27 protein-coding genes and 3 pseudogenes are annotated in these 24,995 nt (G+C 67.6%); 17 read left to right on the forward strand and 13 right to left on the reverse strand.

Annotated elements, in window-relative coordinates:
* Window positions 1-11 precede the first annotated feature (11 nt).
* Entirely contained in the window at window positions 12-542 is a 531-nt protein-coding gene (locus tag ACIBAD_RS31225) for a barstar family protein (protein ID WP_134068561.1), read from the forward strand.
* Entirely contained in the window at window positions 494-748 is a 255-nt protein-coding gene (locus ACIBAD_RS31230) for a hypothetical protein (RefSeq protein ID WP_134068560.1), read from the forward strand. The genes ACIBAD_RS31225 and ACIBAD_RS31230 overlap by 49 nt, the downstream gene beginning before the upstream one ends.
* A gap of 659 nt (window positions 749-1,407) precedes the next feature.
* Here the strand turns inward: ACIBAD_RS31230 and ACIBAD_RS31235 are convergent.
* Window positions 1,408-1,554: pseudogene (locus ACIBAD_RS31235) on the reverse strand (winged helix-turn-helix transcriptional regulator); the annotation flags it as partial.
* Window positions 1,555-1,776: 222 nt separating this feature from the next.
* On the reverse strand, window positions 1,777-2,223 hold the full coding sequence (locus ACIBAD_RS31240; RefSeq protein ID WP_134068559.1) for a helix-turn-helix domain-containing protein: 447 nt from the start codon (window positions 2,221-2,223) through the stop codon (window positions 1,777-1,779).
* A 105-nt stretch (window positions 2,224-2,328) separates the two neighbouring features.
* On the opposite strand from ACIBAD_RS31240, the gene ACIBAD_RS31245 reads away from it, so the two are divergent.
* The gene (locus tag ACIBAD_RS31245; RefSeq protein WP_398910012.1) at window positions 2,329-2,511 is read left to right on the forward strand and encodes a DsbA family protein; all 183 of its coding nucleotides are present in this window, start codon (window positions 2,329-2,331) and stop codon (window positions 2,509-2,511) included.
* A gap of 178 nt (window positions 2,512-2,689) precedes the next feature.
* Window positions 2,690-2,899 (forward strand): NAD(P)H-binding protein, encoded by a 210-nt coding sequence (locus tag ACIBAD_RS31250; RefSeq protein WP_398910014.1) that lies wholly within the window; start codon window positions 2,690-2,692, stop codon window positions 2,897-2,899.
* Window positions 2,900-2,959: 60 nt separating this feature from the next.
* On the opposite strand, the gene ACIBAD_RS31255 is transcribed toward ACIBAD_RS31250, so the two are convergent.
* Window positions 2,960-3,586 (reverse strand): transposase family protein, encoded by a 627-nt coding sequence (locus ACIBAD_RS31255; protein WP_398910016.1) that lies wholly within the window; start codon window positions 3,584-3,586, stop codon window positions 2,960-2,962.
* On the opposite strand from ACIBAD_RS31255, the gene ACIBAD_RS31260 reads away from it, so the two are divergent.
* Together ACIBAD_RS31260 and ACIBAD_RS31265 are read left to right on the forward strand one after the other, a co-directional pair.
* Window positions 3,539-4,396, forward strand: coding sequence for a hypothetical protein (locus ACIBAD_RS31260; RefSeq protein ID WP_398910018.1), 858 nt, complete (start codon window positions 3,539-3,541; stop codon window positions 4,394-4,396). The two genes, ACIBAD_RS31255 and ACIBAD_RS31260, sit on opposite strands and share 48 nt — an antisense overlap.
* 65 nt (window positions 4,397-4,461) lie before the next feature.
* Window positions 4,462-5,328 (forward strand): tetratricopeptide repeat protein, encoded by an 867-nt coding sequence (locus ACIBAD_RS31265; protein ID WP_398910020.1) that lies wholly within the window; start codon window positions 4,462-4,464, stop codon window positions 5,326-5,328.
* A 547-nt stretch (window positions 5,329-5,875) separates the two neighbouring features.
* Here the strand turns inward: ACIBAD_RS31265 and ACIBAD_RS31270 are convergent.
* Window positions 5,876-6,868, reverse strand: a complete 993-nt coding sequence (locus ACIBAD_RS31270; protein ID WP_398910022.1) for a hypothetical protein — start codon at window positions 6,866-6,868, stop codon at window positions 5,876-5,878.
* Window positions 6,869-7,140: 272 nt separating this feature from the next.
* Here ACIBAD_RS31270 and ACIBAD_RS31275 point away from each other — a divergent pair, with 272 nt between their 5' ends.
* Both ACIBAD_RS31275 and ACIBAD_RS31280 read left to right on the forward strand, forming a co-directional pair.
* Window positions 7,141-7,953: a hypothetical protein gene (locus tag ACIBAD_RS31275; RefSeq protein WP_398910024.1), complete on the forward strand. Its 813-nt coding sequence runs from the start codon at window positions 7,141-7,143 to the stop codon at window positions 7,951-7,953.
* Between the two features lie 1,013 nt (window positions 7,954-8,966).
* On the forward strand, window positions 8,967-9,335 hold the full coding sequence (locus ACIBAD_RS31280) for a hypothetical protein (RefSeq protein WP_134068552.1): 369 nt from the start codon (window positions 8,967-8,969) through the stop codon (window positions 9,333-9,335).
* Window positions 9,336-9,608: 273 nt separating this feature from the next.
* On the opposite strand, the gene ACIBAD_RS31285 is transcribed toward ACIBAD_RS31280, so the two are convergent.
* Window positions 9,609-9,953 carry an IS110 family transposase gene (locus ACIBAD_RS31285; protein ID WP_398910142.1) on the reverse strand — a complete coding sequence of 115 codons (345 nt, stop codon included), beginning with the start codon at window positions 9,951-9,953 and terminating at the stop codon, window positions 9,609-9,611.
* A 274-nt stretch (window positions 9,954-10,227) separates the two neighbouring features.
* On the opposite strand from ACIBAD_RS31285, the gene ACIBAD_RS31290 reads away from it, so the two are divergent.
* From ACIBAD_RS31290 to ACIBAD_RS31310, 5 genes are all read left to right on the forward strand, one after another.
* Complete coding sequence (locus ACIBAD_RS31290; protein ID WP_398910026.1) at window positions 10,228-10,494, forward strand: hypothetical protein; 267 nt, start codon at window positions 10,228-10,230, stop codon at window positions 10,492-10,494.
* A 648-nt stretch (window positions 10,495-11,142) separates the two neighbouring features.
* Window positions 11,143-12,015, forward strand: a complete 873-nt coding sequence (locus tag ACIBAD_RS31295; protein WP_134068550.1) for a thermonuclease family protein — start codon at window positions 11,143-11,145, stop codon at window positions 12,013-12,015.
* A gap of 12 nt (window positions 12,016-12,027) precedes the next feature.
* A complete protein-coding gene (locus tag ACIBAD_RS31300; protein ID WP_134068549.1) occupies window positions 12,028-12,426 on the forward strand; it encodes a sugar dehydrogenase complex small subunit in 399 nt (132 codons plus the stop codon).
* Between the two features lie 16 nt (window positions 12,427-12,442).
* Complete coding sequence (locus ACIBAD_RS31305; protein WP_398910029.1) at window positions 12,443-14,140, forward strand: GMC family oxidoreductase; 1,698 nt, start codon at window positions 12,443-12,445, stop codon at window positions 14,138-14,140.
* A 13-nt stretch (window positions 14,141-14,153) separates the two neighbouring features.
* Window positions 14,154-14,807, forward strand: a complete 654-nt coding sequence (locus ACIBAD_RS31310) for a histidine phosphatase family protein (RefSeq protein WP_134068547.1) — start codon at window positions 14,154-14,156, stop codon at window positions 14,805-14,807.
* Window positions 14,808-14,920: 113 nt separating this feature from the next.
* On the opposite strand, the gene ACIBAD_RS31315 is transcribed toward ACIBAD_RS31310, so the two are convergent.
* The 5 genes from ACIBAD_RS31315 to ACIBAD_RS31335 form a co-directional block, all read right to left on the reverse strand.
* On the reverse strand, window positions 14,921-15,157 hold the full coding sequence (locus tag ACIBAD_RS31315) for a hypothetical protein (protein WP_134068546.1): 237 nt from the start codon (window positions 15,155-15,157) through the stop codon (window positions 14,921-14,923).
* Window positions 15,158-15,236: 79 nt separating this feature from the next.
* On the reverse strand, window positions 15,237-15,449 hold the full coding sequence (locus tag ACIBAD_RS31320) for a hypothetical protein (RefSeq protein ID WP_134068545.1): 213 nt from the start codon (window positions 15,447-15,449) through the stop codon (window positions 15,237-15,239).
* 52 nt (window positions 15,450-15,501) lie between these two features.
* Window positions 15,502-16,086, reverse strand: a complete 585-nt coding sequence (locus tag ACIBAD_RS31325) for a hypothetical protein (protein ID WP_398910031.1) — start codon at window positions 16,084-16,086, stop codon at window positions 15,502-15,504.
* Window positions 16,087-16,107: 21 nt separating this feature from the next.
* Window positions 16,108-16,386 (reverse strand): hypothetical protein, encoded by a 279-nt coding sequence (locus ACIBAD_RS31330; RefSeq protein WP_398910033.1) that lies wholly within the window; start codon window positions 16,384-16,386, stop codon window positions 16,108-16,110.
* A gap of 355 nt (window positions 16,387-16,741) precedes the next feature.
* A complete protein-coding gene (locus ACIBAD_RS31335; protein ID WP_398910035.1) occupies window positions 16,742-17,458 on the reverse strand; it encodes a hypothetical protein in 717 nt (238 codons plus the stop codon).
* 1,159 nt (window positions 17,459-18,617) lie between these two features.
* Here ACIBAD_RS31335 and ACIBAD_RS31340 point away from each other — a divergent pair.
* The gene (locus ACIBAD_RS31340) at window positions 18,618-20,753 is read left to right on the forward strand and encodes a hypothetical protein (RefSeq protein ID WP_398910037.1); all 2,136 of its coding nucleotides are present in this window, start codon (window positions 18,618-18,620) and stop codon (window positions 20,751-20,753) included.
* Window positions 20,754-20,867: 114 nt separating this feature from the next.
* Here the strand turns inward: ACIBAD_RS31340 and ACIBAD_RS31345 are convergent, their stop codons facing one another.
* Together ACIBAD_RS31345 and ACIBAD_RS31350 are read right to left on the reverse strand one after the other, a co-directional pair.
* The gene (locus tag ACIBAD_RS31345) at window positions 20,868-21,845 is read right to left on the reverse strand and encodes a transposase (protein WP_134074161.1); all 978 of its coding nucleotides are present in this window, start codon (window positions 21,843-21,845) and stop codon (window positions 20,868-20,870) included.
* Between the two features lie 203 nt (window positions 21,846-22,048).
* Window positions 22,049-22,283 (reverse strand): annotated as a pseudogene (locus ACIBAD_RS31350) (VOC family protein); the annotation flags it as partial.
* Window positions 22,284-22,685: 402 nt separating this feature from the next.
* Between ACIBAD_RS31350 and ACIBAD_RS31355 the strand changes: the two are divergent.
* Together ACIBAD_RS31355 and ACIBAD_RS31360 are read left to right on the forward strand one after the other, a co-directional pair.
* On the forward strand, window positions 22,686-23,258 hold the full coding sequence (locus ACIBAD_RS31355) for a hypothetical protein (protein WP_398910039.1): 573 nt from the start codon (window positions 22,686-22,688) through the stop codon (window positions 23,256-23,258).
* A gap of 28 nt (window positions 23,259-23,286) precedes the next feature.
* Window positions 23,287-23,565, forward strand: a complete 279-nt coding sequence (locus ACIBAD_RS31360; protein ID WP_134068539.1) for a hypothetical protein — start codon at window positions 23,287-23,289, stop codon at window positions 23,563-23,565.
* 541 nt (window positions 23,566-24,106) lie between these two features.
* On the opposite strand, the gene ACIBAD_RS31365 is transcribed toward ACIBAD_RS31360, so the two are convergent.
* Window positions 24,107-24,511 carry a type II toxin-antitoxin system PemK/MazF family toxin gene (locus ACIBAD_RS31365; RefSeq protein ID WP_398910041.1) on the reverse strand — a complete coding sequence of 135 codons (405 nt, stop codon included), beginning with the start codon at window positions 24,509-24,511 and terminating at the stop codon, window positions 24,107-24,109.
* Window positions 24,512-24,677: 166 nt separating this feature from the next.
* On the opposite strand from ACIBAD_RS31365, the pseudogene ACIBAD_RS31370 reads away from it, so the two are divergent.
* Window positions 24,678-24,854 (forward strand): annotated as a pseudogene (locus tag ACIBAD_RS31370) (IS701 family transposase); the annotation flags it as partial.
* Window positions 24,855-24,995 lie beyond the last annotated feature (141 nt).

The raw sequence follows: 24,995 nt of genomic DNA on the forward strand, positions 1-24,995 counted from the left end.
GGATCTCACCCATGACGACCGAGCCCACTCTGACGGAACGCCGCTCCCCATGGGTCGTGTTCACCTCCCCGGCCGACCCATGGCTGGCGTTGGAAACGGCCGCGCTCGTGCAGCGAAACGGTCTCGTCCTGCGGCAGGACGGCCGGGAAATGCGGGATCCGGCGTCCGTCTTCCGCACCTTCGCCCGGGAGCTGTCGTTCCTCGGCTACTTCGGCCACAACTGGGACGCTCTCGTGGACATCCTTCACGACTGGCACGGCCCCGGCCACGGGAACCAGGACCTCGCGACTCTGATCGAGCACGCGGACGACCTGCTGAAGTCGGACTTCCTCGGGCTGTTCGTGTCGGTTCTCGCCCAGGCAGCCTGGAACTGCAACCTGCGACTGGACGGCGACGGCGAGCTCGATGAGTGGCGGCAGCGCATGGCCCGGCACTTCGTCTTCCTCCTGGACCACACTGCACCCGTTGCCTCACGGAGAAGGCGGCCCGCGGCATGGACGTGGCGGTGGCGCTCTCGGACGGCCGCCTGCTCGCCACCCTGACCGACGTCGACCGGCCCGGTGGAGATCCAGCGTCCGCCCCCTGGACGGCCGGCCCGCTCTCCTTCGCGGACAACGAGATCCTCAGCGGAATGACCGTCAAGGCCACCAAGCTGTTCCGAGACCACCTCGGCTGCTCGATCCACGAGGCCCTGGACATCCTCCAGTCCCGCTCTGAGCACCTGCGCCGCGAACATTCGGACGACTGAACGATGGGCCGCGCCAGCCAACCAACGGGTTTCGCTGAGTGGACGCCTCCACTGGACGAGAGAGGACACCCCCACCCCCACCCTCAAACGCTGCGATAGTTCTCCGCGACCGCTCTCCCGCGCTGGTTTGGTGCTGACTACGCGGCGTTGAACAACGGCATTCGGGGCGGACCAGGTCCGCAGGTCCGCAGCCTTGTCGCTTGAGGGCGACCGACAAGTGCGCACTCGCATGGCGATCGATGGGGCCCCATCGCCCAGCCACGGTTCGACCGGATCGTGGTGGCGTTGGGGCACCGGCTCTACGCCGATGAACGGGCCCGGCCGGACGACAGGCTTGCCCTCCACGCGGAACTGGAGAGCTCGTTCATCCGGGACGATCCGAGGGAGGCGGCACGCGACTGCAGGGCGGAACTGGTGTTCCCGGCGGGCGGTTGGCGACCTCGCCAGGAAGGCGGCCTCCGGTCCGGACTGGCCACAGGGTCCGGACCGCTTGCGGACGTTCACCGACCACTTGGAGAGCAGCGGTGCCACCCGCGCCCTGCTGGAGGATCACGGACGCCTGGATCCGGTACGCGGCTCGCGACGACCTCTGCGTCCGATTCCGCTTGATCGCTACGCGACGCCTCTTGTCCTGTCTTGCTGCCGCGGACGTTGAGGTCAGCGCCGAAGCGCTTGCGTGATGCGTCGATGTGGCGGAGGTGGCGGTGCGTCCAATCGCACATGACGTCGACGGTCTTGCGCAGGGCTTGGCCCGGCTCGGTGAGGGAGTACTCGACCCGGGGCGGCACCGTGGGGTACACCACGCGGAGCCCCTGGACAGGAGCCAGTACTTCGGCTGGGCGATCGCCGCGCCGACGGCGGCGAGGCCAGCCCCCAGTGCAGGGCATCGGGGATGGCGCAGCGATCATGAGGTGTCGAGTCCCTGATAAACCATGTCGGTGGCCAGTGGGAATCCTCCACTTCGTGGCCGCCGACGGGGAGTCTGGTGTCCGCGTGTTTCGCTACCGTCGGTGACGGTCTCCGGTAGCTCAGGCGCGTGCACCCGTACTCGGCTGCGCTGAGGTCGTGCGGGCCCGGTTCTCACGGATCTCGTCGTGGTGGGCGGCGGCCCAGCCGACCAGGGACATGGCGATCTCGTGGAGGCCACGGCCGAGCGGGGTCAGGGCGTACTCGACGCGCGGGGGCACTTCGGCGTAGGCGGTGCGGGAGATCAGGCCATCTTGCTGGAGCTGGCGCAGGGTGAGGGTGAGCATGCGCTGGGAGATCCCGGGGACTTGGCGCTGCAGGTCGGTGTAGCGCAGCGGGCCCGGCTCCAGGACGGCGATCAACAGCAGGCTCCATTTGTCGCCGACGCGGTCCAGGACTTCGCGGATGAAGGCCATGTGCTCGGCGGGGATCGCCGCGCACGGCCCGATCGCCGCCGCCCCGACCGCCTTCGCTTCACCGGTCGTCGCCACTTCGCTTGCCCGTTCCATCACGCACATTCCTCTCCGGCACGCACACGGATGTGCCTTTTGTACCTCCTTCCATACTGGTCCACCATGGCGTTACGAACAAGTCGTAAGAATTGGAGGTGCGCGGTGAAGGTGGACATCTGGTCCGAGGTGACGTGCCCCTGGTGCGGGCTGGGCCATCACCGCCTGCAGCGGGCCGTGGAGCGGTTCGAGCACGCGGGCGAGGTGGAGGTGGTCCACCACTCGTTCCCGCTCAGCAGCAGCTTCCCCGAGGACCGCACCTTCTCCGTCCGCGAGGCTCTGCTGTGACGGCACGGTGTGGGCGGCGGTCAGGCCGAGGCGTCGGCCCGGCGGATCGAGGCACTGGCCGCGGCCGAGGGACTGAGCCCCTACCGGGTGCTGGACAACCAGGTCGGCAACACCGACCTGGCCCAACCTGTCGAACATCAAGGTCGGCTTCACCGACCACACCGGCGTCGACCAGGTCGTGCGCGCCTCCGACACCGACTGGACCCTCGCCCGCGCCGTCGCCCTCACCGACAAGCCCGCCACCGGACCCCTGCGCGCCGCCGACCCCGGCACCACCGCCCCCGGGCGCTGGATCAACCGGGCCGACCTCGCCCGCTTCCTCCTCGACTCCGTCGACGAGGAGACCTGGATCCGCCGCGCACCGCTGGTGTGGAACGCCCGCGGCTAACGGCTTTGTCGGCAGCTGATGTTGAGGCGTGCTGGCCCGGGGGTTCGGCTGGTAGGTGATTCAGCAGGCCATCGGGCTGACGGGCACGAGTTCGGTGCTCGGCTTGTGCCGGGTGGGCCGCTGGGCGGCGCGGTCCGAGATCACGCTGGCGACGGCCCGGTGGGTGGCTGCGTAGTGTTCGCGGCGTCCGAGGAAGCGTTGCAGCGGACGCCATTGCTTGTGCTCGGCGTTGGCGTGTTCGACGCAGATCCGGCGTGAGGACTGGCGGCGGCGCCACTCGCGCCAGGCGTACTGCTCGCCGAGCGGTGGGTCGTTGTCCTTCGGTTTCCTCGGCGGCGCGCTGATCTGGTCGGCAAACTCGTTGGCCAGGCCCCGGTAGCCCTCGTCGACCTCGGCCTTCACGGCCGGATGGAGGCGGAACTGTTCGGCGATTCCCTGGGTGCGCATGGCCGTCTGGTCGTGCATTCTTCCGGGCCGATCGGCGCCGGACCACAGGGTGCGGCCCGATGTCAGCCGTGCTCCGCGCTGGTGGGGGCCGGGGCGACCCACAGCTGCACTTGATCCGACTGCGGCGGACGACCGCGCGACAGGAGGCGTGCATGCCCGGAGGACGGCTGACGTACGAAAACCGGATCTCCCATGACGCCCTCGCTCGCCCCCACCCGCACCTCCTGGCGCACCTGGCACCGCCCCCTGCTGGTCTGCACCGGCCTCATGGCCACGCTCGTCCTTGTCTGCGGCGCCGGGCTCGCCGTCGACGACCGGACGCTGCTCGGGGAGCCGGTCTGGTACAAGCCGCTGAAGTTCGGCTTCGCCTTCGGTCTCTACGCCGCCACCCTGGCGTGGCTGCTCGCGAAACTGAACAAGGGCCGACGCCTTGCCTGGTGGCTCGGCACCGTCTTCGCCGTGACCACGGTCGCCGAGGTCGGCGCCGTCACCGTTCAGGCGGCCCGCGGCACCATCAGCCACTTCAACGCCGACCAGGCCGACCCGATCACCCTCGCCCTGACCCCGGTCCTCACCCTCGGCGTGATGGTCATCGTCATCGCCCAGCTGGTTCTCGGTGTCGTCGTCCTGATCCAGCGCACCGGCGGCCCGGCCCTGAACCGGGCCATCCGCGCGGGCACCGGCCGCGCGATCGCCGGGATGCTCATCCCCGTCTACTGGATGGTCACCGAGATCAACGAGCGCACCGTCACCGACGCCAATGGCCGCTCCATCCCGATGTACCTGGGCCACGGCATCGGCGCCCCCGACGGCAACGGCATGCCGCTGACCCACTGGAGCGTCACCGGCGGCGACTTCCGCGTCCCCCACTTCTTCGCCCTGCACGGCATCCAGGTCCTGCTCGTCCTCGCTGCGATCCTGGTCGCCCTCTCCGCCCGCCGCGCTGGCTGCGCAACGAGCAGGTACAGGCCCGCCTCGTCGGCGCGGCCGCCCTCGGATACCGGGCTCGTCGCCGTCGTGACCTGCAGGCCGGACGCGGCCAGTCCCTGATCCACCCCGACACCGCCACGCTCACGGCCTTCGCCGCCGTCCTGCTGATCGCCGTCACGGCCGTCGTGACCAGCCGCAACGACCTGGGCAACGCCTTGTTCGGAATGGGAGAGCCGGCCGAGGCAATAAGCCTGCTCCGGCAGACCCTGGAGGACCGCACCCGAATCCTGGGCCCCGTGCACCCCGATACCTTGACCAGCCGCAATGACCTCGCATGCGCTTTGGACGGGACGGGTGAGCATGCCGAGGCGGTAGGTCTGCTGCGGCAGACCCTCAACGACCGTACCCGTGTCCTGGGCGACGAGCATCCGCATACCCTGGCCAGCCGGGACAGCCTCGGTCTCGCGCTGCACGGGCTGGGCGAGCACGCACAAGCAGTGCGCATGCACCGGAGCACCCTTGACGACCGCATCAGGGTCCTGGGTCCCGAGCACCACCTCACCCTGCTCAGCCGCCACAACCTCGCCAGCGCCTTGACCATGGCGGGTGAGCAGACGGAAGCGATACAGCTGCTGCGGCAGGCGCTCAACGACCACGCCCGCATTCTGGGCGACGAGCATCCGCACACGCTGGCCAGTCGGGACAGCCTCGGTCTCGCGCTGCACGGGATGGGCGAGCACGCACAAGCAGTGCGCATGCTCCGGCAGACCCTGGAGGACCGCACCCGCATTCTGAGCCCCGAGCACCCGGATACCCTTGCCAGTCGCCACAACCTTGCTCTCGCTTTGACCAGTGCAGGTGAGCAGGCCGAGGCGATAGACCTGCTGCGCCGAACCCTCGATGACCGCGTCCGCATCCTGGGCGACGAGCACACGCATACCTTGAGCACCCGCAACGCGCTGGAGACAGCGCTGGCCATGTCCACCCCACGGCCACAGAGCCGGTGGTGGCACCGGCTGCGGCGCAGGAACGTCGCAGCCGGTGGCGGTTGAGGAGGCCCTGTATCCCCAAGCCGCCGCCAAGCGACAAGTAGCACTCTGCAATTATTGTTGCAGTGTGTGAGGGTAACGGTGGTTGGGTCCACGGCTGCGAGTGTCGGCAAACGAACGTCTGCCGACACTCCGACCCGTGATCACGGACCCGCAGGTGAGCACTGTCGACAACTCGCGTCGACAATCAACGTCGATGAACGCTCCCGCCGGTACAGGAACATTTTCTGCCCATGGGCCCACTGCATCTGACCTTGCGCCGCCGGCGATGCGGACGTTGCTGCCGTAGGCGGTGCAGAAGGCGTAGGACCAGCGTCCGTCGTTCGTGATGACGCCTCGCGCGGTCTGGCCGTTGGAGCAATTGACCGTGCCGTAGTAGGCGTTGACCCTGTCGCAGGGTTGGCCGCCACCCTGCTGGGAAAGCAGCGTCGCGCACTGCGGCACAGCGAGCGCAAACGAGACAGCCGCCGATAACCGCAGGGCCAGACACCTACGCAATGCGGTCAAAATCTACAAACCACCACCACCCGCGAAGTACGGAACTAGCGTTTCACGGGCGCCAGTCAGCCTCCACGTCATGGGAGTCGGCCTTGGTGAGCTGGGTCAGTGCGGTGCCGTCTGCCCGTACCAGGTAGAGGTGTTCGGGGTCGGTGTCGTCGGTACCGCCCCTGGTGAAGACCAGTCTGCTGCCGTCCGGGGACCAGGAGGGGTTCTTGTCGTTGAAGAGCGCCCCGGTGATGCTGTGGAGTCCGGTGCCGTCCGGGCGGACGAGGTAGAGGTGGGCGAAGCCGGAGGAGTCCACGCGGCTGAAGGCGATCCGGTCGCCGTGCGACCAGTCCGGCGTCCAGTCGTGGGAGCTGGGCCCGGTGACTGCCGTCTGGGCCAGGGTGGACAGCCGGATCTTCATCACTCTGCTGTGTCCGCCCGCGTCTGCGCGGTTGAACGCGAGGTACTTGCCGTCCGGGGACCACGTCGGGTGGAGGTCGTCAGCGGCGGTGTGGGTGAGTCGGGTGGCGGGTGTGCCGTCGATGTCGGCCACATAGATCTCGCGCTGGGTGCCGACCGGCTTGGCGTAGGCGATCCGCTTGCCGTCCGGGGACCATGCCGGGTCGGAGGCGCCCTTGGTGCCGGGGACGGCCTTCAGGCTGCTGCCCGTGGTGTTCATCGTCCAGATGCCGTCGATGGCGCCACCGGATCCGTAGCGGACGAAGGCCACCCGCTTGCCGTCCGGGGACCAACTGGGCATCACTTCACTGACGGTGGAGGTGTGGGTGATTTTGACGGTCGTGCCGCCACTGGGGGAGATCGCGTGGAGGTCTTCCGTGGGCGCTGCCGCGGTGTAGCGGGCGAAGACGATCGAATGGTCGACCGCCGCCCCCGCGTCGCCCGCGGCTCCGAGGGTCACGGGTACGGCCATGGCCGTCGCCGCGGCGGTCACCACCGCCCAGCGGCGCCGCGTCGTGCCGTTTACGCCGGTCCCGCCGCTTCCCCCAGCCCTTTCGCCGGTTCTTCCGCTGCCGTTGCGGTGTCGCTGACGTGTCAAGATGTCCACTCCATCCCTCCCCGCGGCCTGCTGCGGGCCGCTCCCGCCCGTAAACATCCCACCGACGGGGCTAGGGGGGAAGCAACGGCACCTGGCAATACGAGCCCTGTGACATGTTCCGTACATCGCTGTCACATACCAAGCGCGTTGCGGACACCCGCACTTGGTTCTTCCTCTGGGACTGCACCGGAACCGCGTGCGCCGTGCCGGGCGTCTCCGCCGCCGCAAGGGGAGAGCACCATCGGCACCGACCACCTGGGGGAGTACCCGTGATGACTTGGAGAACCTGGAGAGCACTGATCGCAAGTCTTGCCGTACTCATCGGCCTGACCGCCGCCGGAGCGTCGCCCGCCTTCGCCGGCCTGGACGGGCCGGTGGCGGCCACCCTGGACCAGCACTGCGGTACGGACACCGTCCGGAGCGGCACCACGACCACCACCGTACCCGTGGACCGGGTCACCCTGAACCTGGAAGCCTTCGGGCACGACCCGGCCAACTCCAAGATCATCGCCGTCTACACCATTCCCGGCACCAGCAAATACGGCACCCTGTTCGGTCAGTTCGACCCGGTCAGGGGAAACGTCACCTTCAACTACACCGTGGACAACCCGCCCGCGGACTCGACGCTGAACCTCAGCTACGAGGTTGTCTGGACGGACGGTACCTACTACAACAACACGCTGCCGCAAGCCCTGCTCCACTGCACGCTGGCCAATACGAGCGCGGCCGTGGACTGGGGCAGCTACTCCTCCACCACCGTCTTCCAGCAGTGCACCACCATCGTCCGCAGCATCGGCGGACGGCCGGCCTGGGTTCGCGCGGAGGACGTGACCGTGCACCTCTCGCACGACCCCTTTGACGCCCCCCGCTTCGCGGGGCAGCGGGTCTGGACCGACTACTGGATCCCCGGCCACAAGGGCTACACCTCGGGAGCGTCCGGCACCGCTGACTCCACCGGTGATGTCTGGCTGACGTTCCGGCTGATCGCCCCGCCCACCGGCGCCGAACTCGACATCCTGTCGAGCGTCAGCGACGGCCCCACCCACACCGACCCGGCGCATAAGTGGGTCACGATCAACTGCTGACCGGACGGAGCAGCCGGGAAGTGGTCCGGCGAGGCAGGCCGCCCATCTCGCTGGCTTCACACGGCGAGCGTCCCGTCTCACTGAACCTTGACCGTTCTCACTGAACTATGACCCGTCCCGCAGACCGGGTCAGCTTTCGTCTCCCGAACGTGTTTCAGCTGCTGCTCTTCAACGGCGCAGGCTGGACGGCAGCGATCAGCGACTGTGTATTGCGGCAAGCGAACGGACCGAGCGAAACGATGATGCGCCGACGAGTCGGCTTCCGGACTGCTGGCGGTGCGCTACGCAGCAGTGGGACCAGTCAAAGTTCAGTGAGAACGGTCAAGATTCAGTGAGACGGGACACTGAGCGTCGCAGACAACGGCACGCCGTCAGACTCCAACGCGGGGTGCTTACGCCGTAAGCACCCCGGCGGCCGCGCCCGTTCCGTCAGCCCGGCCCTCCGAGGACCGGCCGGTGCAGGTGGAAGTCAGCAAAGGCTCCTCCACGGCTGTGAATGGGTCGGCTGGTGGCAGCGGTTGAGTGTCAGCTGGGTTGAGGCTGTTGTTCCTCTCTCTGGGTGCGCGGTGGCGTCGGTGCTGTGAACCGCGACGTTCCCGGTGACATGCCCGAAGCTGGTACCGGCGCCCTCCTCGCTGGCGTGCCCAGGTGGAAATCAAGGTGACATTCTGATGCGGTGTGTTCGGTGTCATCGGTATGCGTTGTCGCTGGACAGCGGGGTGCGGTGTCCGTCGGGTGTGTCTGGTGTCTGGGTGTTGTCCGGTTGCCAGATCCCCGCCATCGGCCGGCTCACTCTGGGGCCACATGTCCGGGCGTTCTTCGAGGGGCCCGCAGGGGTTGTGAGTCGATGACTGCGGCCGTCGGCTCTCCGCCCTCCGTTCCTCGATGGGTACGCCTTCGCCTGATTGTGGCGTGATCTTCCGGGCCGGAAACCTGCTGTCGTGGACCTCGGTCAAGCCGTAGGAATGGCTGGAGTTGCCGACTGGCATATTTTCCGATCCAAGGAGACCACTGTGGACCGTCTGCGTACCACCACCATGGCCCTCGCCGGTGCCGCGGCGATGTTCGCGCTCACCGCTGCTCCCGCCCAGGCCGCCCCGGGAGACGTGACCACGACCTGCGCGAGCACCGCCACACCCGTCGGCTACGTCGACGTCAACTGGGGTAACAGCCCGAGCTGCGGCACCCAGAACTTCGCCCCGAACATCAAGCAGATCAAGCAGCTCACCGGCCTGCCAGTGGGCACCGTCGTCCAGGCCTGCGGCTCCACCTACTACCCCGTCGGCTGGGTCCAGACCGCCTCGTACTACAGCAGCGCCTGCGTCGCCTTCCCGAACTCCGGTTTCAACAACAACGCCTGGACGCTCAAGCGTGTCTCCTGACCTTCGATGACGCACCGTGCCCGCCCGCGCGCTTGTCCGGCCGAGCGCGACCGGGCCCATTGAGCCGTCCTGGTTGGGGACCGGTCGCTGGCCGGGCGCGGTTGTGGGGCAGAGGGGTGACGGGTCCGGCGCGGTACTCGTCCACAGGTGGGCGAGTACCGCCTCGGCTGGCCCGGTGCCGGCGAGGGGAGCCTCTATAGCTGTCAAGCAGCTGGAGCGAAGTCGGTTCGGGTGATTGGTTCCGTGGGTGCGCAGGTCAGGACGCGGTAGACCTCACGAGCGACGCATCGCTTGAGGCAGCGCATGATGTCCTTCTTCGAGAGTCCTTACCTTGGTGCGGCGTTCGACGTAAGTGCGGGTGCGTTCGTCGAAGCGCATGCGGACCAGGACGATGGCGTGCAGGGCATTGTTCGCGGACCTGTCGCCGCCGCGGTTGAGGCGATGGCGGTGGGTGCGGCCGGAGGACGCCGGGATGGGGGCGACCTCGGACAGGTGGGCGAACGCGGCTTCCGAACGCATGCGTTCGGGGTTGTCCCCGGCCGAGGCCAGCAGCTGGCCGGCGGTCTCGGGGCCGACGCCGAAGAGTTCCAGCAGCGCGGGAGCGGCCCGCTCGCCCAGGGGGGTGCGAGCTCGGTGTCCAGCCCGGTGATCTCCTCGTCCATCGCCTGGTGGCGGCGGGCCAGCCGGCGTAGGGCCGAGCGGGTCGCGGCCAGCGGGCGGGACAGGTCATCATCGGGCCGCATCGGGGCGAGAGTGTCCGCCGGCGAGGTAGGTCCGCAGGAACTCGCCCACCGCCGTGCCCAGCGCCTCGCCAACGGGGATGGGGCGCGTGTGGGGGAGGCGGGGGCCCGGGCGGTGTTGGGCGCGGCGAAGAAAGGTGGGGCGGGCGGCGGTGGTCAACTGGCGTCGCCGCCATACCGACTTCCCCACCCCGACCGGCGGGACGGAGGTGCATCCGGAGTTCGACCGGGCCGACGTCGTCGCGTGGCCGCTCACCCACGACAAGATCATCATTCCCGCCGGGGCAAGGGCAGCCTCGCTGCGGATGCCCGGCACCATGGGCGCCTCAGGCCAGTTCCGGCTGGATGCCCCGTGGCTTGGCCTCGCCGACGACATCGAGGGCACCGACACGTCTGCTCTCGAGTCGAGCGATTCCTGAACAAGATCGGTTAAGCACCCCGCCTGCCCCCAGGAAGCGGTGTCCATATGCGGTCCCACCTCTACGGGTCGCCCGGACGAGGTGGCGATCTTCCGCCCTGCAGCACAGGGGGCCGTCGGCGACGCTGCTGGCCGGCGTCCGCGGGCCAGGTGGTGGGAGGCTGGAGGTGCGGGGGCCGCACCTGCTGGAGGAACCGATGCGTCCGATCTGGAGCGGGGCCATCTCGTTCGGCCTCGTGACTTCTCTGAACTAATGCTGCGGGCGGCCTCAGGGGTAAGCGCCGCGCCAACTGCAGCGGCGAGAGCGGGGGGCTGTTTGGGGTGGCGGCGGTCCCGTCGAGCTGCGGCGGCTAGGGGGCGGCGAGCGCCAGCGTGCTCAGTACAGGTAGACGTCAACGGCGAGGGCGGCCAGTCCGGCGAGTAGGGCGTAGGTGGCGGTGCGTCGGGCGGGTTCGGCGCGCAGGGGGCCCGGGCCGAGGACTAGGGCGGCGGTGGCGAGGGTGAAGACGCCGTGTCTTGCCAGCCCTGGAAGGGCTTAACGAGCGAACACCACGCGTGGTTTCACCCTGTGTGCACCAACCCCCCCTACTCTGTAACGCTGAGTGAGGATCTGTTCGGTGCTCGTGCCTGCCGAGGGAGCTGCGTCGTCATGCCTATGTTGCTGATCAAGGGTTCGTACCACCTCATCAATGGTCGGCCGGACGGGGACACCATCCACTTCAAGCCGGACAAGAAGGAGGAGTGGGACCTCGTCCCCGGCCCTCACAAGGTCGAGCACAACACCTCCGGGAAGGCCAAGCTGCGGCTGGACGCCATCGACACGCTGGAGACCCACTACTCGCGCAACGGCAACCCCGAGGTCCACCAGCCGTGGCTCCACGGCCGTGCTGCCCGGGATGAGCTGACGACCTGGCTCGGCTTCACCAGCGTCGACCGCTTGCCGGACGAGACCGTCACCGCGGCCACTCCCACGACCCGGCCCGGTTGGATCCTTACCCGCGGCGCGGGCCGCGACAGGCGCTGCATCTCCCTCGCAGGCAAGGGCACGCCTCCTGGGACAAGTGGCACGCAGATCAACGTCGACGCGGCGCTCCTCGCCACCACGTTCAACCACCACATCCTCAAAGAGGGCCTGGCCTACCCGACGTACTACACCAACCTCTTCCCCGACCTGCGCGAGGAGTTGACCGCCGCGGTGCGCCAGGCGCAGGCGGACGACAAGGGCCTGTGGAAGGACGACGACACACGCGACGGCGCGACCGTCACCGGGATCACCTCCCTCCAGGCCGACGTGGTGATCCTGCCGAAGTTGTTCAGGCGGCTGGTGGACTACCTCTACCTGGGTGACCCCGACAACCCGGACCTGACCGGCTTCCCCGCCTTCCTCGACCAGGCCGCGGACCAGTTCTGGATCATCTCCACGGGCCACTCCACCACTGGCCTCGACGCCATCGTGGAGGTCATCGGCAGCAAGGTGCGGATGACCCATCCGCCCGAGGACCTCGTCTTCGTCGAGAACTGAGCGAGGAGCGCCATGACCCCCGCCGCGGACTTCCGCGCCCTGTCCGAGCTCCTGACCGGCGCATCACCGCTGGATCAGGCCACCGCTGACGCGCACCGCACACGCCTCGAGGCCCACTACGCGCCGGCGCTCGCCCGTCTGATCGACACCTACCGCAGCGTCTGCGGCCAGCCCGATCCGGGGGCGGCGCTGTTCGCCGCGGTCAACGCCGACCCCGCCCTCGCCCGCATCGCCCGCGAGACCCTCGCCATCTGGTACACCGCCCAGTTCACCCGCCCCGACAACACCCAGGCCGGACCGGAGTCGCCCGCCCGCTACCGCGAAGGACTGGTCTGGAACGTCATCAAGGCGCACCCGCTTTCCGCCGCGCCGGTGCCCGGCGGGTACGGCTACTGGGCCCAGCACCCCTAGGACGAGGGACACCCCCATGGACACTGCCTACGACGTCGTCATCATCGGTGCCGGCGTGGCAGGAGCCCTGTGCGCCTGCCGGATCAAGGAATCCAAGCCCCAGGCCCGCGTCCTGCTCATCGACGCTGGCGACAACAGCATCGACGACGCCCAGCGCGCCGCGTTCGTCGATGCCTATCAGCTCTCCGCCTCCAAGAGCGTGCCCTCGCCGTACGCCGGCCTGGGCAACAACAAGGACGGCTACGCCCCATCCTCGGACGGCGTCGGCGACCCGGTCGAGATGAACCGCTACTACGTCGAGACCGGCCCCGACCTGTACAAGAGCGGCTTCCAGCGCATGCTCGGCGGCAGCACCTGGGCCTGGCGCGGCAACTGCCCCCGCTTCCTGCCCAGCGACTTCGGGATGAAGACCCGCTTCGGCGTCGCGGTGGACTGGCCCCTGACCTACGCCGACCTCGAACCGTTCTACGCGCAGGCCGAGAACGAACTCGGCGTCTCCGGCAACCGCGCCGAATGGGAGACCGCCACACCGCGCAGCACCGACTTCCCGATGCCCGGCATCGTGGCCAGCTACGGCGACGAGCTCGTGCGCACCGCCCTGGCCTCCCTCACGGAGATCGACCGGGTGCCGCTGACCGTCGTCACCACCCCGCAGGCCCGCAACTCCCGTGCCTACCAGGGCCGGCCCGCCTGCCAGGGCAACTCCAGCTGCATCCCGGTCTGCCCCTCCGGCGCCAAGTACGACGCCTCCGTCCACGTGCGGCGGGCCCGTGACGAGCTCGGCGTCGAGGTGCGCACCGGCTGCACCGTCACCCGCCTCGCCCCCAGGGCCGGCACGGCATCGCCCACGGTGGTCTTCCGCGACTGGACCGCCGCCGATCGCCCCGAGGAGCAGGTCAATGGCACCCACGTCGTCCTTGCCCTGAACGCGATCGAGACGCCGAAGCTGTGGCTGATCTCCGGTCTGGACAACCGCAGCGACCAGGTCGGCCGCAACCTCATGGACCACCTCGCCGAGGAGGTCGTCGGCCTCTTCGGCCAGCCCGTCTTCCCCTTCCGCGGCCCTCAGTCGACCCTGAGCATCGAGACCTTCCGTGACGGCGACTGGCGGCGCACCACCGGCGCGTTCCGCATGACCATCGGCAACGACGGCTGGGGCCGCTTCGAATCCCCCGGCGCCGCCCTCGACAAGCTCATGTGGAACCCGGTCGCCAAGCGGCTCAAGCACTACGGCGACGACCTGCAGCACAAGCTCGCCGGGCGCGTCACCCGCATGATGCGGATCGGCTACTCCACCGAGCAGCTCCCCGACCCCGCCAACCGCGTCACCCTCTCCGACCAGCGCGACGGGCTGGACGTCCCGCGCCCCAAGATCGCCTTCAAGATCGACGACTACTCCAAGCGCGCCCTGGCCTACGGACACTCCGTCGCACGCCGCATCTGGGAGCACCTGGAACACACTGCCGGCGCCGAGGAAGTCGAGCCGCTCCAGCCGACGCTGAAGTACAACGGCGCCGGACACCCCATGGGCACCACCCGCATGGGCAGCGACCGCGCCACCTCCGTCGTCGACGCCGACGGCCGCTCCCACGCCCACCCCAGCCTCTGGATCGTCGGCAACTCCGTCTTCCCCACCGCGAGCACCGCCAACCCCACCCTCACCCTCGCCGCGCTCACCCTCCGCACGGCCGACAAGCTCGCAGCAAGCCTGTGACCGTACACCGGCCATGACCGTCACCATGCGCCTGGTCATCGCCCGCCACGGCCAAGCCCGGTGCAACGTCGAGGGCCGGGTCGGCGGACCGAAGACCTGCACCGGACTCACCGATCTCGGCCGGCACCAGATCGAACGCCTGGCCGCCCGACTTGCCAGCGCGCAGGACTCCGAGGACCGCATCGATGCCGTCTACGCGGGCCCCCGCCGCCGCCTGCAGGAGAGCGGCCGGATCCTCGCATCAGCCCTCGCTGTCCCCCTCATCACCGACCCCGGCCTCGACGGCCCCCGCCACGGCCAAGCGGACGGCATGCTCTGGCGCGAGATCGAAGCAGCCTTTCGCGGACCCCCGCAGACCCACCCGGACCGCCCGTACGCCCCCGGCGCCGAACCCTGGAACAGCTACCTCACCCGAGCCACCCGCCACCTCACTGGCCTCCTCGAACACGCCGACGGACGGCACGTCCTGCTGGCCGCACACGGCGAAACCCTCCACGCGGCCTGTCATCTCCTCCTCGGCATCCCGCTGAGCCAGAGCCCGGCTATCGGCTTCGGAACCTCTCACGCGGGCCTCACCCGCTTCGAACGACACCAGGACAGCTACGGCAACACGCGCTGGTTCCTGGCCGCCCTCAACGACACCGCACACCTGCACGCATCCGGCTGACGAACCGCGTCCGGACGGATTCCAGCACCACGGTCGGACCCGCTGTGGGGGACGCCCGCTGCTGGTCCGGTCGGTGAATGGGGCACTCACTTGGCCTTGATCAAAGCGGCGACCTACTCCTGGTACACGTCGTGGTACTCCTCCGGCTGCCAGTCGACGGTGTCCAGGCCCACGAACCCGGTGATTTCGATCGTCTGCGACAGGCCCGGCGCGATCTCGTCGAGCTCGTGCGGCTCGACGAGCTCGTACTCCTCCCCGGTGCGAAGCCCGGGCCGGTGCCCTGGACGCCGCGATCGGACTGGCGGTGGCCCTGGTGAAGGAGGCAGCCGGCCCCTGACCGGCAGGGCCACGACACGAGGAAACCCGGCTTCAAGGCGTGCCTGTACGTCCGGCCGGCACCAGTTGCCCACCGGGCACGGCCCGGCGCTCTCAGGGTTCGCCGTCTTGGTGCCCGTTTTCCTGGCTGCCTTCGTCCTGGTGATTCCGGCGATCGCGAGTGGCTTCGTCGAGCTCTCGCATGCGGCGCTCGACGCGTTCCTTCAGGCTCTCCTGCTCCGGAGACTCGGGCTCGGTCTCGGGCCGCTCGATCCTGTTGCGCAGGCGGTCCGCGCGCTCCTTGCGTTGCTGGGCGTCCTCGCTCACGACAGCCTCCCCGGCAGGTGGGACGAGGGTCGTCCGGGAACGATCGTCCTCCTCACTTCGCCTTCTTCCCCTTGGCCTTGGTCTTGAAAGCCTTAGCCGCTGGGTTGGCCCCCTTCAACCGCTCGATCTCGGCGCGCCATTTGTCGGCCTGGGCGCCGGTGGAGTCCTTGACGCGCGCTGTGAGGGTCCGCGCGGCCAGGTAGGGCTTGGAGGAGGGGCCGCTGGCGGCCAGGCGGCTGACGGTCTTGGTCTGGGCGTCGATGGCCTCGCGGATGCTGCCGCTGCCCGACAGTTTGCCGAGTCTGTGGAACGTCGGCTGCTTGCCCTCGAACCAGGTCTGCTGCCACCAGTCGCCGGTGGCCGTGTCCTCCCAGCTGATGTATCCGCCGCGCAGGATCGTCCGGGGCGCCGTGATGTGGCCGCCGAAGCTGTAGCGCGTGCCTGGGACGGTGACCGGATCATAGAAGCGCGGGAGGAAGAAGTCGGAGACGAGCAGCCCGTTGACGGTGTAGCCGAACTCCTCGGCCTCCGAGGGGTCGGCGACCTCGACGAGGAACCGGGCCTGTCCTTGCTCGGGGTGGGGAGACTTGCCGGACACCAGGCGGTTCCCGAACGGGTCGGCCAGCATCTCCAGCATCTCGTGGCTCGCGGTCAGCGATCAGCTGTCGCTGAACTCGATCAGGGAGAAGGGCTGGCCGTTCTCGTCCGTGTGGTACCCCGCCGCGTCGGGAACGTCGTCAACCACGATCAGCGGCCAGTACCCGACGGGAACGTCCTCCAGCCTGTCGAAGGCGTCCACCGTCGCGTTCACTTGCCACAGCGGTGCGAAGTCACGAGTCGCCTGTTTCTGGAGCGCGGCGGCGACCCGGGTGATCTGCGAGGGGTTGATCTTGTTGATCTTGGTCTCGGATACGAGGGCGAGCTGGTTGATGAGCATGGGCGCAGCTGACCTTCCGTTTCGGGGCAGCGGCGGCGTGGAACCACTGCGGCTCCCCACGGCCGCCAGACCCGCCCAGCTTCACAGAGCGCCGGCCCGATGATGCGCGCACACGTCCGAACGCCGGGGAGATTCCAGCCGAATGGTGGGTTACGAAGAGCGGTCCGCTCTCGCGCATGCTTCGTGGTTGGGCCGCTGTGTGTACGGGCCGGACCCGGATGAGCCGGACCTGGTGCGGAAGCCGGGTCACAGCCATGTGGAGCCTGGTGGGCGGCCCGCTGGACCGGCTGTTGCTCGACGTCTGCGCCTGGGATCCTGGGTCCCGGTTTGGCGCAGGCAGGATCCATAGGGCCGCTTATCTGGTTGCTCGGGCCGAGCGGGGTCGGGCGCGCAAGGCAGGTAGCCGGGCGGCCTCTTCGGCTCCGGCCAGGCTCTCGCCCAAGGTCAGCAGCGAGAGGAGCCGCACCGGTCGGCCGGCGGTGGCAGCGGCTTCCAGTTTGTGGTGGCCGTCGAGGTGGAAGTGGGTCAGGCCCCAGTGCGCGAAGTAGTCGTCTGCTCGGTCGATGGAGGGCTGGCACACGTCCAGTGTGGAGATCGCCACCGCCGTAGGGACCGTTTCCCGCTCCATGAGCGCGACGTACTCCTCGACGCGCTCCCGCTCGTTCCACGTCGGGGGAACCATGGGAACGACGAAATCGTAGAGGTGGGCGTCCTCATCGACCGCGGTCTCGAAGGTCCGGTAGTACGGGGTGTGGGGGTACTCGGGGAGGCCCCAGAACTGGTCGATTCCCCACGTCGTTACCTGTTCGCCGCTGAAGTAGTCGCCCTCCTTACCGGGGATTACCAGCCGGGGTTCCACGTCCAGGAGCAGCGGAAGATACTCGCCCTCCGGCAGCAATACACCGAACGCCTCGATCACGCCTCCGTCGTTCGGTTCGGCCAGCGCTCCGGTGAGCCGTTCCTGCATGCGCTCCAGCGACAGCTTCTCCCGGGCGGTCTCCAGCCGGCGGAACAGGAGCGGGCACGTTCCGCAGTAGAAGCTGAGCTCGAAGGCAGGCTCGTCATCGACCATGAGCAAGCGGCGCCGCGGCCCGCCGCCGAGCTCCTGCAGTACCCGTCGGTTACCCAGCAGAGCAGAAGTTCCGGTTCATTGCTGGCCCGGGGGAGTGCGCCGATCTGCTCATGGAACGACCATCACCGCCGCCATCCGCACGGGGATCCGCACCACGCCCTCGGTCTCGGGGATCGCCCCTGTCCCCAGGCACTGCGCGAGCAGGGCCTCGTCGGCCTTCCAGCCGCCCGATGCGGACCGGGCGGAGCAGGGGCGCAGCGCGGCCCTGAAGCCGCGCCGCCGCCCGGGCGCGGTGAGCCCGGGCGGCGACGCGGCGGAAGGCGATGACGCCGAGGAGATCAGACGCCGCCGTACGCGACCTTGCCGATGTTGGTCCAGCCGTTGGCGCCGGCTTTGTCGCCGCCGTTCCAGCCGTAGACGGTGGCACCGCCGTTGGCATCGCCGAGGAGGTAGTCGGCATGGGTATCGGCCGCGATGTCGACTGCAGTTATCGGACCTGCGTGCCCAATCCCTCCGTGTTCCAGAGTGCGGATCCCATCTCCGGCCGGAGGTGTGATCCGCGTTTTGGGGAGTCGATGCGTGAGGAGTCCGGGCGGGGCAGGCCGTGCCTCGTCGGGAGTCGGCCTCGCGCCGCCGGGTGCCGCTGGGGCGCCGGTTGGCGGGTAGGGCGGTCGGAGGGCTCGCGGTATAGGCGGTGCTGGCCTTGGTCTGCGTGGGGGCGCCGGACTGGTCGGACGCGGCGCAGGTCGCGATCGAGGCCGTGCGGGTTGTCGTGCGGTTCCGCCGGGGCCGGGGCGGGCGTCCGCGCGGCTAGGACCTGTCCGGCCGATCATGCAATCGCTTGAGGCATATCTCATCGATGTAGCCAGGGGCGGGGGCGATCTGACGAGGTGCCGGTTGCGAGTGCCTAGAAAGGCCGTGAGGTCAGGCCTTAGTTGATGGAGGGCGCACGACGCGCCGACCTGCGAATTTACAGGCATTCCATGCCCTGTTCGACCATCCGACACCCAGGACGACAAGCACTGTGGCCAAGGGTAAATTGGAACAGTCGGCGAATGTGAACATCCACCGAGACGCCAATCATCCGCTTCCGTGTCGGGGTAAACGCGTAGCGCAGTTTTCCTGACCTTCGGGCGAATGAGGTAAGAAGGAACCGGTGATGGCAAACTATTACGACGTGGAATCCTATGGGGCGGTGGCCGATTGGGGGGCAGGGCGCACCGGAACAATTCTGCCCAGTTCTCCGGATGTACTCAGGGTAAATTCCGCAGTGCAGCTGTCCATTGGGCAGAAGATCGCTATCGCGGGAATCGCCGGTACGAGAACAATCGTTGATGTGACTCCCAACAAAGTGATCATAAGCCCTGCCATTGACTTCCCTGACGAGACACCGGTGACGGACGCCGCCTTCTACACGGACAACTACGATGCCTTCGTAGCAGCTCTTGCCGCTATGCGGGCCGATCAGAACGCTGTCCGTAAACTCGTCGCGAAAGGCTGGTTCTACATCGGCCAGACGCTCACCATCGCGCAGACGGTACACCTCGAAGGGGTCGGCGATGCACGAGCTGACCTGCATGCCTCTAAAGTCGGCAGCCGAAGCAACCCGGGCACGTGGCTGCTCTTTCCCAAGAACATTGACGGTATCCGTCTCAAATCTGCATTTCCGGCGGACCCGGGCGGACCGGCGCAGAGCGCCGAGCGGACTAAGCTGAGGAACTTCTCCATCTCGTGCCTCGATCGCACAACGACAAGTGGGCACGGGATCTTTTCGACTGTAACTTTCGACGCGGAGTGTGTCACGGTCGAAAATTTCGGCGGGAACGGGTTCCATCTATTCGGCTGGGTCGGTTCGCCGGTGAACCCGACGGGCACGCCGATGCTTTCGAGCTTCTGGAACTGTTTCACCCTGAACAATCATCACGGTTTCCATCTCGAAGGTTCGCAGTGCGGCGCCTGTCGCGTGCTGCTGTGCAATGCTCAGGGCAACCGCGAGGTGGGTTTCTTCGATCAGGCAGGGGCTGGCGGTACGGCCTACGCCTTCTGCCACGCAACTTCGAACGGAGTGTACAACTACCAGACCGTGGGCGTCGGCTGTCTCGCTACATTTTTCCATTGTTACAATGAAGGGCAGCTGAACTGCTCTTTCGAGGGAATGCCAACAGTCATCGGAAGTAATCTGACGAAAGGAGCGTCCCCAGAGACCAGCCCGGTTTTCGAAATTGTACACGGCGAGGCGTCAAGATGGCCATTTGAATACGTGAACCGCAGGGAAAACAACGACAGGAGCGTCAGGTCCCGGCTCGGCGAAAAGTTCAATCGAAAGAGGATGTCTTTCCTGTCTTTCGAGATTCTGGGCCCCCCTGGTGAGCATGAAAAGGACTACATCGAGACGTCGGAACTCAGGTACGGCGGCAACGCCCAGCCGTGGTTGATCTGGGAGAACGACAACACCGGCCTACGTGAGTACATGCGTTTTCCGACGATACTCGGGAACGTTCGGTCTCCGGCTCCATGGTTCAGTAACGGGATCTATCTAGGTCTGGCCCCTGCGGAAATTCCCGGGATTGGTGGAAACGCGCAGGTTCGGATCACTGCGTCGCGGGGGCTGCCAGCGGTGCAACGCACCAACACGCCGCTTACCTATGAGGTCGGCGACACCGTGTGGGAGGCTAATCCGAAAGGCGAGAACGCCGCGTGGGAGGTAGACCCAAAAAGGGGGGGAAAGCGCTTCGCGCGCCGGTGTGTCGCCGCAGGCACGCTCTTCACGACCCCAGCGCTGGGCCAGGGGCAGGTCGACAATCCAGGAACCCTCGTCTTTGTCATTTTGCCCAACAATCTAGCTGTTGGGCAGTACATATCAGTTGAAAGGCTTGATGGCGGAGAGACGAAGAAGATCACGGGAATCGACAAGGGCGAGAGGAAGGTGACGTACACGCCTCGGAATGGCACGGTTGGTGCTGCAGACGTCTCTTTCGCCACTCCCGAATTTGAAACGCTCTACGCCGCGAACGGCCCATCTGTCACGACGGCTAGGGATGTGACGATCACGGCCGACCAGCGGTTCGTCACCGTAACGACTTCGGGAATAGTCGTGAAGCTGCCCAATTCCCCGCCTGAGAGAATCCCGTTCGATGGTGAGACGCATGAGATCAAGGGTAACGGTGCGTTCACCGTCACAATCGATGGCAACAGTGCCAATATCGACGGAGCCGCCCACTACACCCAGCCAACGAACCGAAGCAATACGCGGGTCCGTTTCAACGGCACAAGCCGCGAATGGGAAATCAGATGACATGCGGCTTGCTACTGGACTTGTCCGGGCGATCAAGTTCGTAGCCAGATGGTGAGGGCTGCCCCTGTCGCGGTGCCGAGATAGACGTAGCCGCGCTTGACGCCCCTATGGATGTCAAGCCGCCGGGACGTGGGTGGTGGTGTGCGTGATGAGCCGGTGGATCTCGCGTGCGACGTAGCGTTTGAGGCAGCGGAGTGCTTCGCGTCGGGTCTCGCCTTCGCAGACGCGCCTGTCGATGTAGCCGCGGGTGCGGGTGTCCCATCGGAGGTGGGCCAGCACGATGGTGTAGGGGGCGGAGTTGGCTTGGCGGTCTCCGCCGCGGTTGAGGCGCCGACGCTGGGTTTTCGCGGAGGTGGCTTCGACTGGGCTGACACCGCAGAGGGCTGCGAACGATGCCTCGCTGTGGAGTCGTTCCGGGTTGTCGCCCGCTGCGATCAGGAGCGTCGCGGCAGTGTCGGGGCCGACGCCATAGCAGGCCAGGAGCCGGAGCGTGTGGGCTGCTGCCCCGGCCGCTCCGACTGCCGAGCCGTCGAGGCCGGCGCAGGCGCGTATCAGTTTGGGGTTGCTCAGACCGGCCATGGACTGGCAGAGGTCGGGGTCGGTGGCCACGAGGACAGCCTTGCGCTGGTTGATTGCCTGAGCCCGGGACTTGGTTGCGGAGGCCCTGGCCATCTTGAACAGCCTGAGCATCTCCACGGGTCCGTCGCCGGCCCTCGCGGTCGCGGTCGCCCGGCCGGTGATCACTGCGCGGGCTGCGGCCTCGGCGTCGATGATGTCGCTCTTGCCGCGGCGCCGACGGGTGGCCTTGTCGGGCTGGTTCACCTCGAAGACGGTGATGCCCTGACTGAGGAGATACCGGCTCAGTGCGGCGCAGTATGAGCCCGTGCACTCCACCCCGGCCCGGTTGAGGTGGCCCAATGCCCGGGCCCAGTGCAGTAAATGCTCGTAGCCCTCGGCGGTCGTCGGAAAGCTCCGGCTCTCGATGAAGGCGCCTGCGGCCGTGACCACGGCGGCGACATGGATGTCCCTGTGGGTATCAACACCCAGCACGATGTCGGAGGTCTCTTGGTCCAGCGGGGCGGGCGGGGTCATCCTGGTCACGGTCACCTGTCTCCTACAGCCATGGGAAGCGGGGCGGCCATCGCTGGATCGGTCAGGGCGGTCAGGACTGTGACGGTGCCTCTCGCGATGGCCCCTATCGGGACACGCCCGCCGGTCCAGCGGCAGCGAGTGCCGCTCGAGGCAGTGGCTGAAACAGATCAAAGACAAGGCACCAGGGCCAGTCGTAACGCGGGTCAAGCCACCGCCGGTCGCCGAACGCGCTTGAATCGACCGACTCCCTCCATGTTCTGCGTTTCCTTGGCCAACGTCTGCTCCCTTGGCGCGCGGGTGCGCGAGCATCGCATCCAGGTTGCGGACGCGGAAGTTGAGCATGGTTTGCTGGGCGCGGGATCCGAAGTAACCGGTCTTGGACTTCAACTTCGCGAACACCGTCAGCCCGGCTCCCTGATGCCACAGGCCGTTCTCATCGGTGGGGAACTCGTTGGCGCGGGCTTCCTGCCGCGCGGCGTGACCCGTCGTGTGCCACCGTAGAACCGTAGGAGTATCCAGCATTCCGCCGGGAAGGGGTTTGCGTATGTTCCCTTTGGAACTGGTGGACTTTCCCCGCTGATGCGTTGACGCGCGGAGTGCGCGAGATCGTCGTGGGGTTGCTCGGCGGGCCCGTCGAGGTGACAGTATCTGGCCGTTCTCCGGCAGCGCTGGCGACAGGCGCTTGCCACGCTGACATGTCGAGTAACGGCGAGGGCGCACTACGCTCACTGACCGTTTCGGCATGGACTCGTTCATCCGGCCTGGCTCTCGCACTTTCGTCGTGCCCCACCGGGGCACCGAGGGGGAATGGGTGCCCTGCGCGTGGTCGTGCTTTCGGAGGTGAAGAAGATGATCTGTCGACGTGGTCTGCTGCTGAACACCTCGCGCACGGTCTGCTCGGTCGCAGTGATCGCTGCTGGCATCGCAGGGGCGGCCCCCACAGTCTGGGCGGCCTCGCCGACATCGGCACCCCACGCGGTTTCGGCTCCGCACTGCGAAATTGTGATGAGACCGAATGGGTACGTAACGCTCGTCGCGGAGGGACTGACCGGTACAGCTGTGGAATTCCGAAGGGACGGCGTACTCAAGGACAGCGGGCACCCTTCCGCAGACGGGAGCTACTGGCACAACATTAACGCCAGTGAGTCCCGCGAAGGCTGGACTGGGCAAGAAGGGCAGGCCGGGACGTTCCCGTGCACCGACCTCACTGCGAAGCAGCCCGGCACCGACTCCACGAACACCGAATACGACAAGGGATTCAAGAGCGGATTCCAGGCGATCAAGGACAACTGCGCCGCCAAGCAGCCGAACGGCCTGGGTCAAACCGACCCCAACTGGCAGAGCGGCTACGACAACGGCGCCGCCCTCGCGGCAAAGACATTCTGCGGCGACAAAACAGGGGGCGGACAATAGAGCCTCCGCTTGCGCGACCCGCTCGACGTTGAGCAGAGCGGAGCGCTCGGCGTACGACTGCGCGCAGGGCTCCTACCGGCAGGCCGCACGCATCCCCGGACATCCCACCCTCACCGCCCACCTCGCCCAACAACGCCAGGGCGAGACCTGCCTGGTGCCCCTGAACCTCATCGGCTCGCCCTCCCTCACCACGGCGCGCCTCGCGTTCGCTTCCGATGGCCCCCTGGCATTCCTTGACGGTCACAAACCCCTGCTGTCGCTGGCAATCCGAAGATGCCGCTTCACCGTCGGAGCCGCACACATCTGACCGGCCGGCCAAGCCCCGTCGCTCACACCTGACCGGTCGATGACTGCCAAAAGGCCGTTTCGTGAGCGGACGCGGCGTGACCCGCTGCAGGCGGTGTGTACCTGTGGAGGGGCCAGCCGGCAAATGCCGGGCGACTGCACCCGATGGCCTCTCTCCTTGGACGGAGCCGTGTGGGCCGCGCGCAGGCCGGCATGCCACCCCCGCAGGTGCACGTGAGGACTGTCAGGCTTCGGCGAGCGCTAAGCGCTGGGCGACCAGCCGCTCGCACAGCCCGTCGTCCTCGGTGACGACTCCTCCTTCTGCGCCGCGCAGGACTCCGAAGACCGCGCTGAGGACGTACTTGCCGGGGCCGGAGCCCTGGCACGGGAATGCGGTGGTGCGGCTCCCGCACCGCGCGGGCGATGTGGGTGGGCTCGGGCGTTAGTGCTCCAGCCGTAGATCGTGATCTCGATGGTGAGGGGCGTCGAGGCGGCAGGTGTCCAGCGTGGATCATCTCGCCCGAGATCGCCCATGCCGTCGCGGACGTCGGCTCCTTCTCCGTCTACCCGAGTTCACCGCGCCGGAGGGCGTCCCTTATCTCGCTGAGCTTCGCGGTCGTTGCCGGGGTCCGCTCCTGTGCTTGTTCAGCGAGTCGGAGGGCATCGTCGATCTCGCTGAGCTTCCTGGAGGACAGGGCGGCCGCCCGCTCTATCAGGTCGTCCCGGGACACGGTGGTCAGCCACGTGCACGGGGTGAAGCCTGGACGCGGGAACGCAAGCCGCAGCACGCCTTCGAGCGGCAGCCCTTCACCGGCGCCGACCGTCACTTCGATGCCCAGACCGCTGATGTCGAGGCCCGCCGGAGCGACGACCTGCATCACCTGGAACCCGGACGCGTCGTCTCCTGACAGCAGTACGACCAACCTCCGCTCGTCGAACTGGACCCACCAGACTTCGCCACGTTGCACAAGCCCTCCGATACACAGGACGGCAGGCTGACGCTGCGCGACCTGACGCGGTGTGGAGACGGGTGCGGCCACCGTTGATCATCGGTGTGTGAAAGACAAACGATCATGCGGTGGCCGCAGGTTACAGCGTAAACCCGCCCGCTGGCAGGAGGCGTTCGAGGGCCTGATGGGCCGGATAGCGGGACGCTTCACACAGGTCGAATCCCGATGCCGGGCCCGGAAGTTGGTACTCGGCCTGTTGTCGGACCTGCCGCGCATGAACTGCTGGACCATCGCCGAGTGGGCCGGGGACACGACCCCGGACGGCATGCAGCACCTGCTCGGGAGGGCGAAGTGGGACGCCGCAAGCCCTGCGCGAAGGCGGGCCACCCGTGACGGTCCGCCGGTTCAAGGCAGGGGACACGGTGTTCGAGGTGACCGGGAGGGCGAGCGGCGAGGCGGTCGGCCTGTGTCGTCCCGCCTCCAGCAGCCCTGACCGCGTGGC

The sequence above is a fragment of the Streptomyces sp. NPDC051109 genome (assembly GCF_044455885.1).
In the GTDB taxonomy this organism is placed as follows: Bacteria; Actinomycetota; Actinomycetes; order Streptomycetales; family Streptomycetaceae; genus Streptomyces.

Bases quoted from the DNA above. Each gene is read 5' to 3' on its own strand.
- ACIBAD_RS31295 (WP_134068550.1), top strand. From the start codon at position 11,143: ATGCCTATGTTGCTGATCAAGGGTTCGTACCACCTCATCAATGGTCGG.
- ACIBAD_RS31305 (WP_398910029.1), top strand. From the start codon at position 12,443: ATGGACACTGCCTACGACGTCGTCATCATCGGTGCCGGCGTGGCAGGA.
- ACIBAD_RS31330 (WP_398910033.1), bottom strand. From the start codon at position 16,386: ATGCTCATCAACCAGCTCGCCCTCGTATCCGAGACCAAGATCAACAAG.
- ACIBAD_RS31230 (WP_134068560.1), top strand. From the start codon at position 494: ATGGACGTGGCGGTGGCGCTCTCGGACGGCCGCCTGCTCGCCACCCTG.
- ACIBAD_RS31325 (WP_398910031.1), bottom strand. From the start codon at position 16,086: ATGCTGGAGATGCTGGCCGACCCGTTCGGGAACCGCCTGGTGTCCGGC.
- ACIBAD_RS31260 (WP_398910018.1), top strand. From the start codon at position 3,539: ATGACGCCCTCGCTCGCCCCCACCCGCACCTCCTGGCGCACCTGGCAC.
- ACIBAD_RS31345 (WP_134074161.1), bottom strand. From the start codon at position 21,845: ATGACCCCGCCCGCCCCGCTGGACCAAGAGACCTCCGACATCGTGCTG.
- ACIBAD_RS31275 (WP_398910024.1), top strand. From the start codon at position 7,141: ATGACTTGGAGAACCTGGAGAGCACTGATCGCAAGTCTTGCCGTACTC.
- ACIBAD_RS31240 (WP_134068559.1), bottom strand. From the start codon at position 2,223: ATGGAACGGGCAAGCGAAGTGGCGACGACCGGTGAAGCGAAGGCGGTC.
- ACIBAD_RS31225 (WP_134068561.1), top strand. From the start codon at position 12: ATGACGACCGAGCCCACTCTGACGGAACGCCGCTCCCCATGGGTCGTG.
- ACIBAD_RS31300 (WP_134068549.1), top strand. From the start codon at position 12,028: ATGACCCCCGCCGCGGACTTCCGCGCCCTGTCCGAGCTCCTGACCGGC.
- ACIBAD_RS31335 (WP_398910035.1), bottom strand. From the start codon at position 17,458: ATGGTCGATGACGAGCCTGCCTTCGAGCTCAGCTTCTACTGCGGAACG.
- ACIBAD_RS31340 (WP_398910037.1), top strand. From the start codon at position 18,618: ATGGCAAACTATTACGACGTGGAATCCTATGGGGCGGTGGCCGATTGG.
- ACIBAD_RS31310 (WP_134068547.1), top strand. From the start codon at position 14,154: ATGACCGTCACCATGCGCCTGGTCATCGCCCGCCACGGCCAAGCCCGG.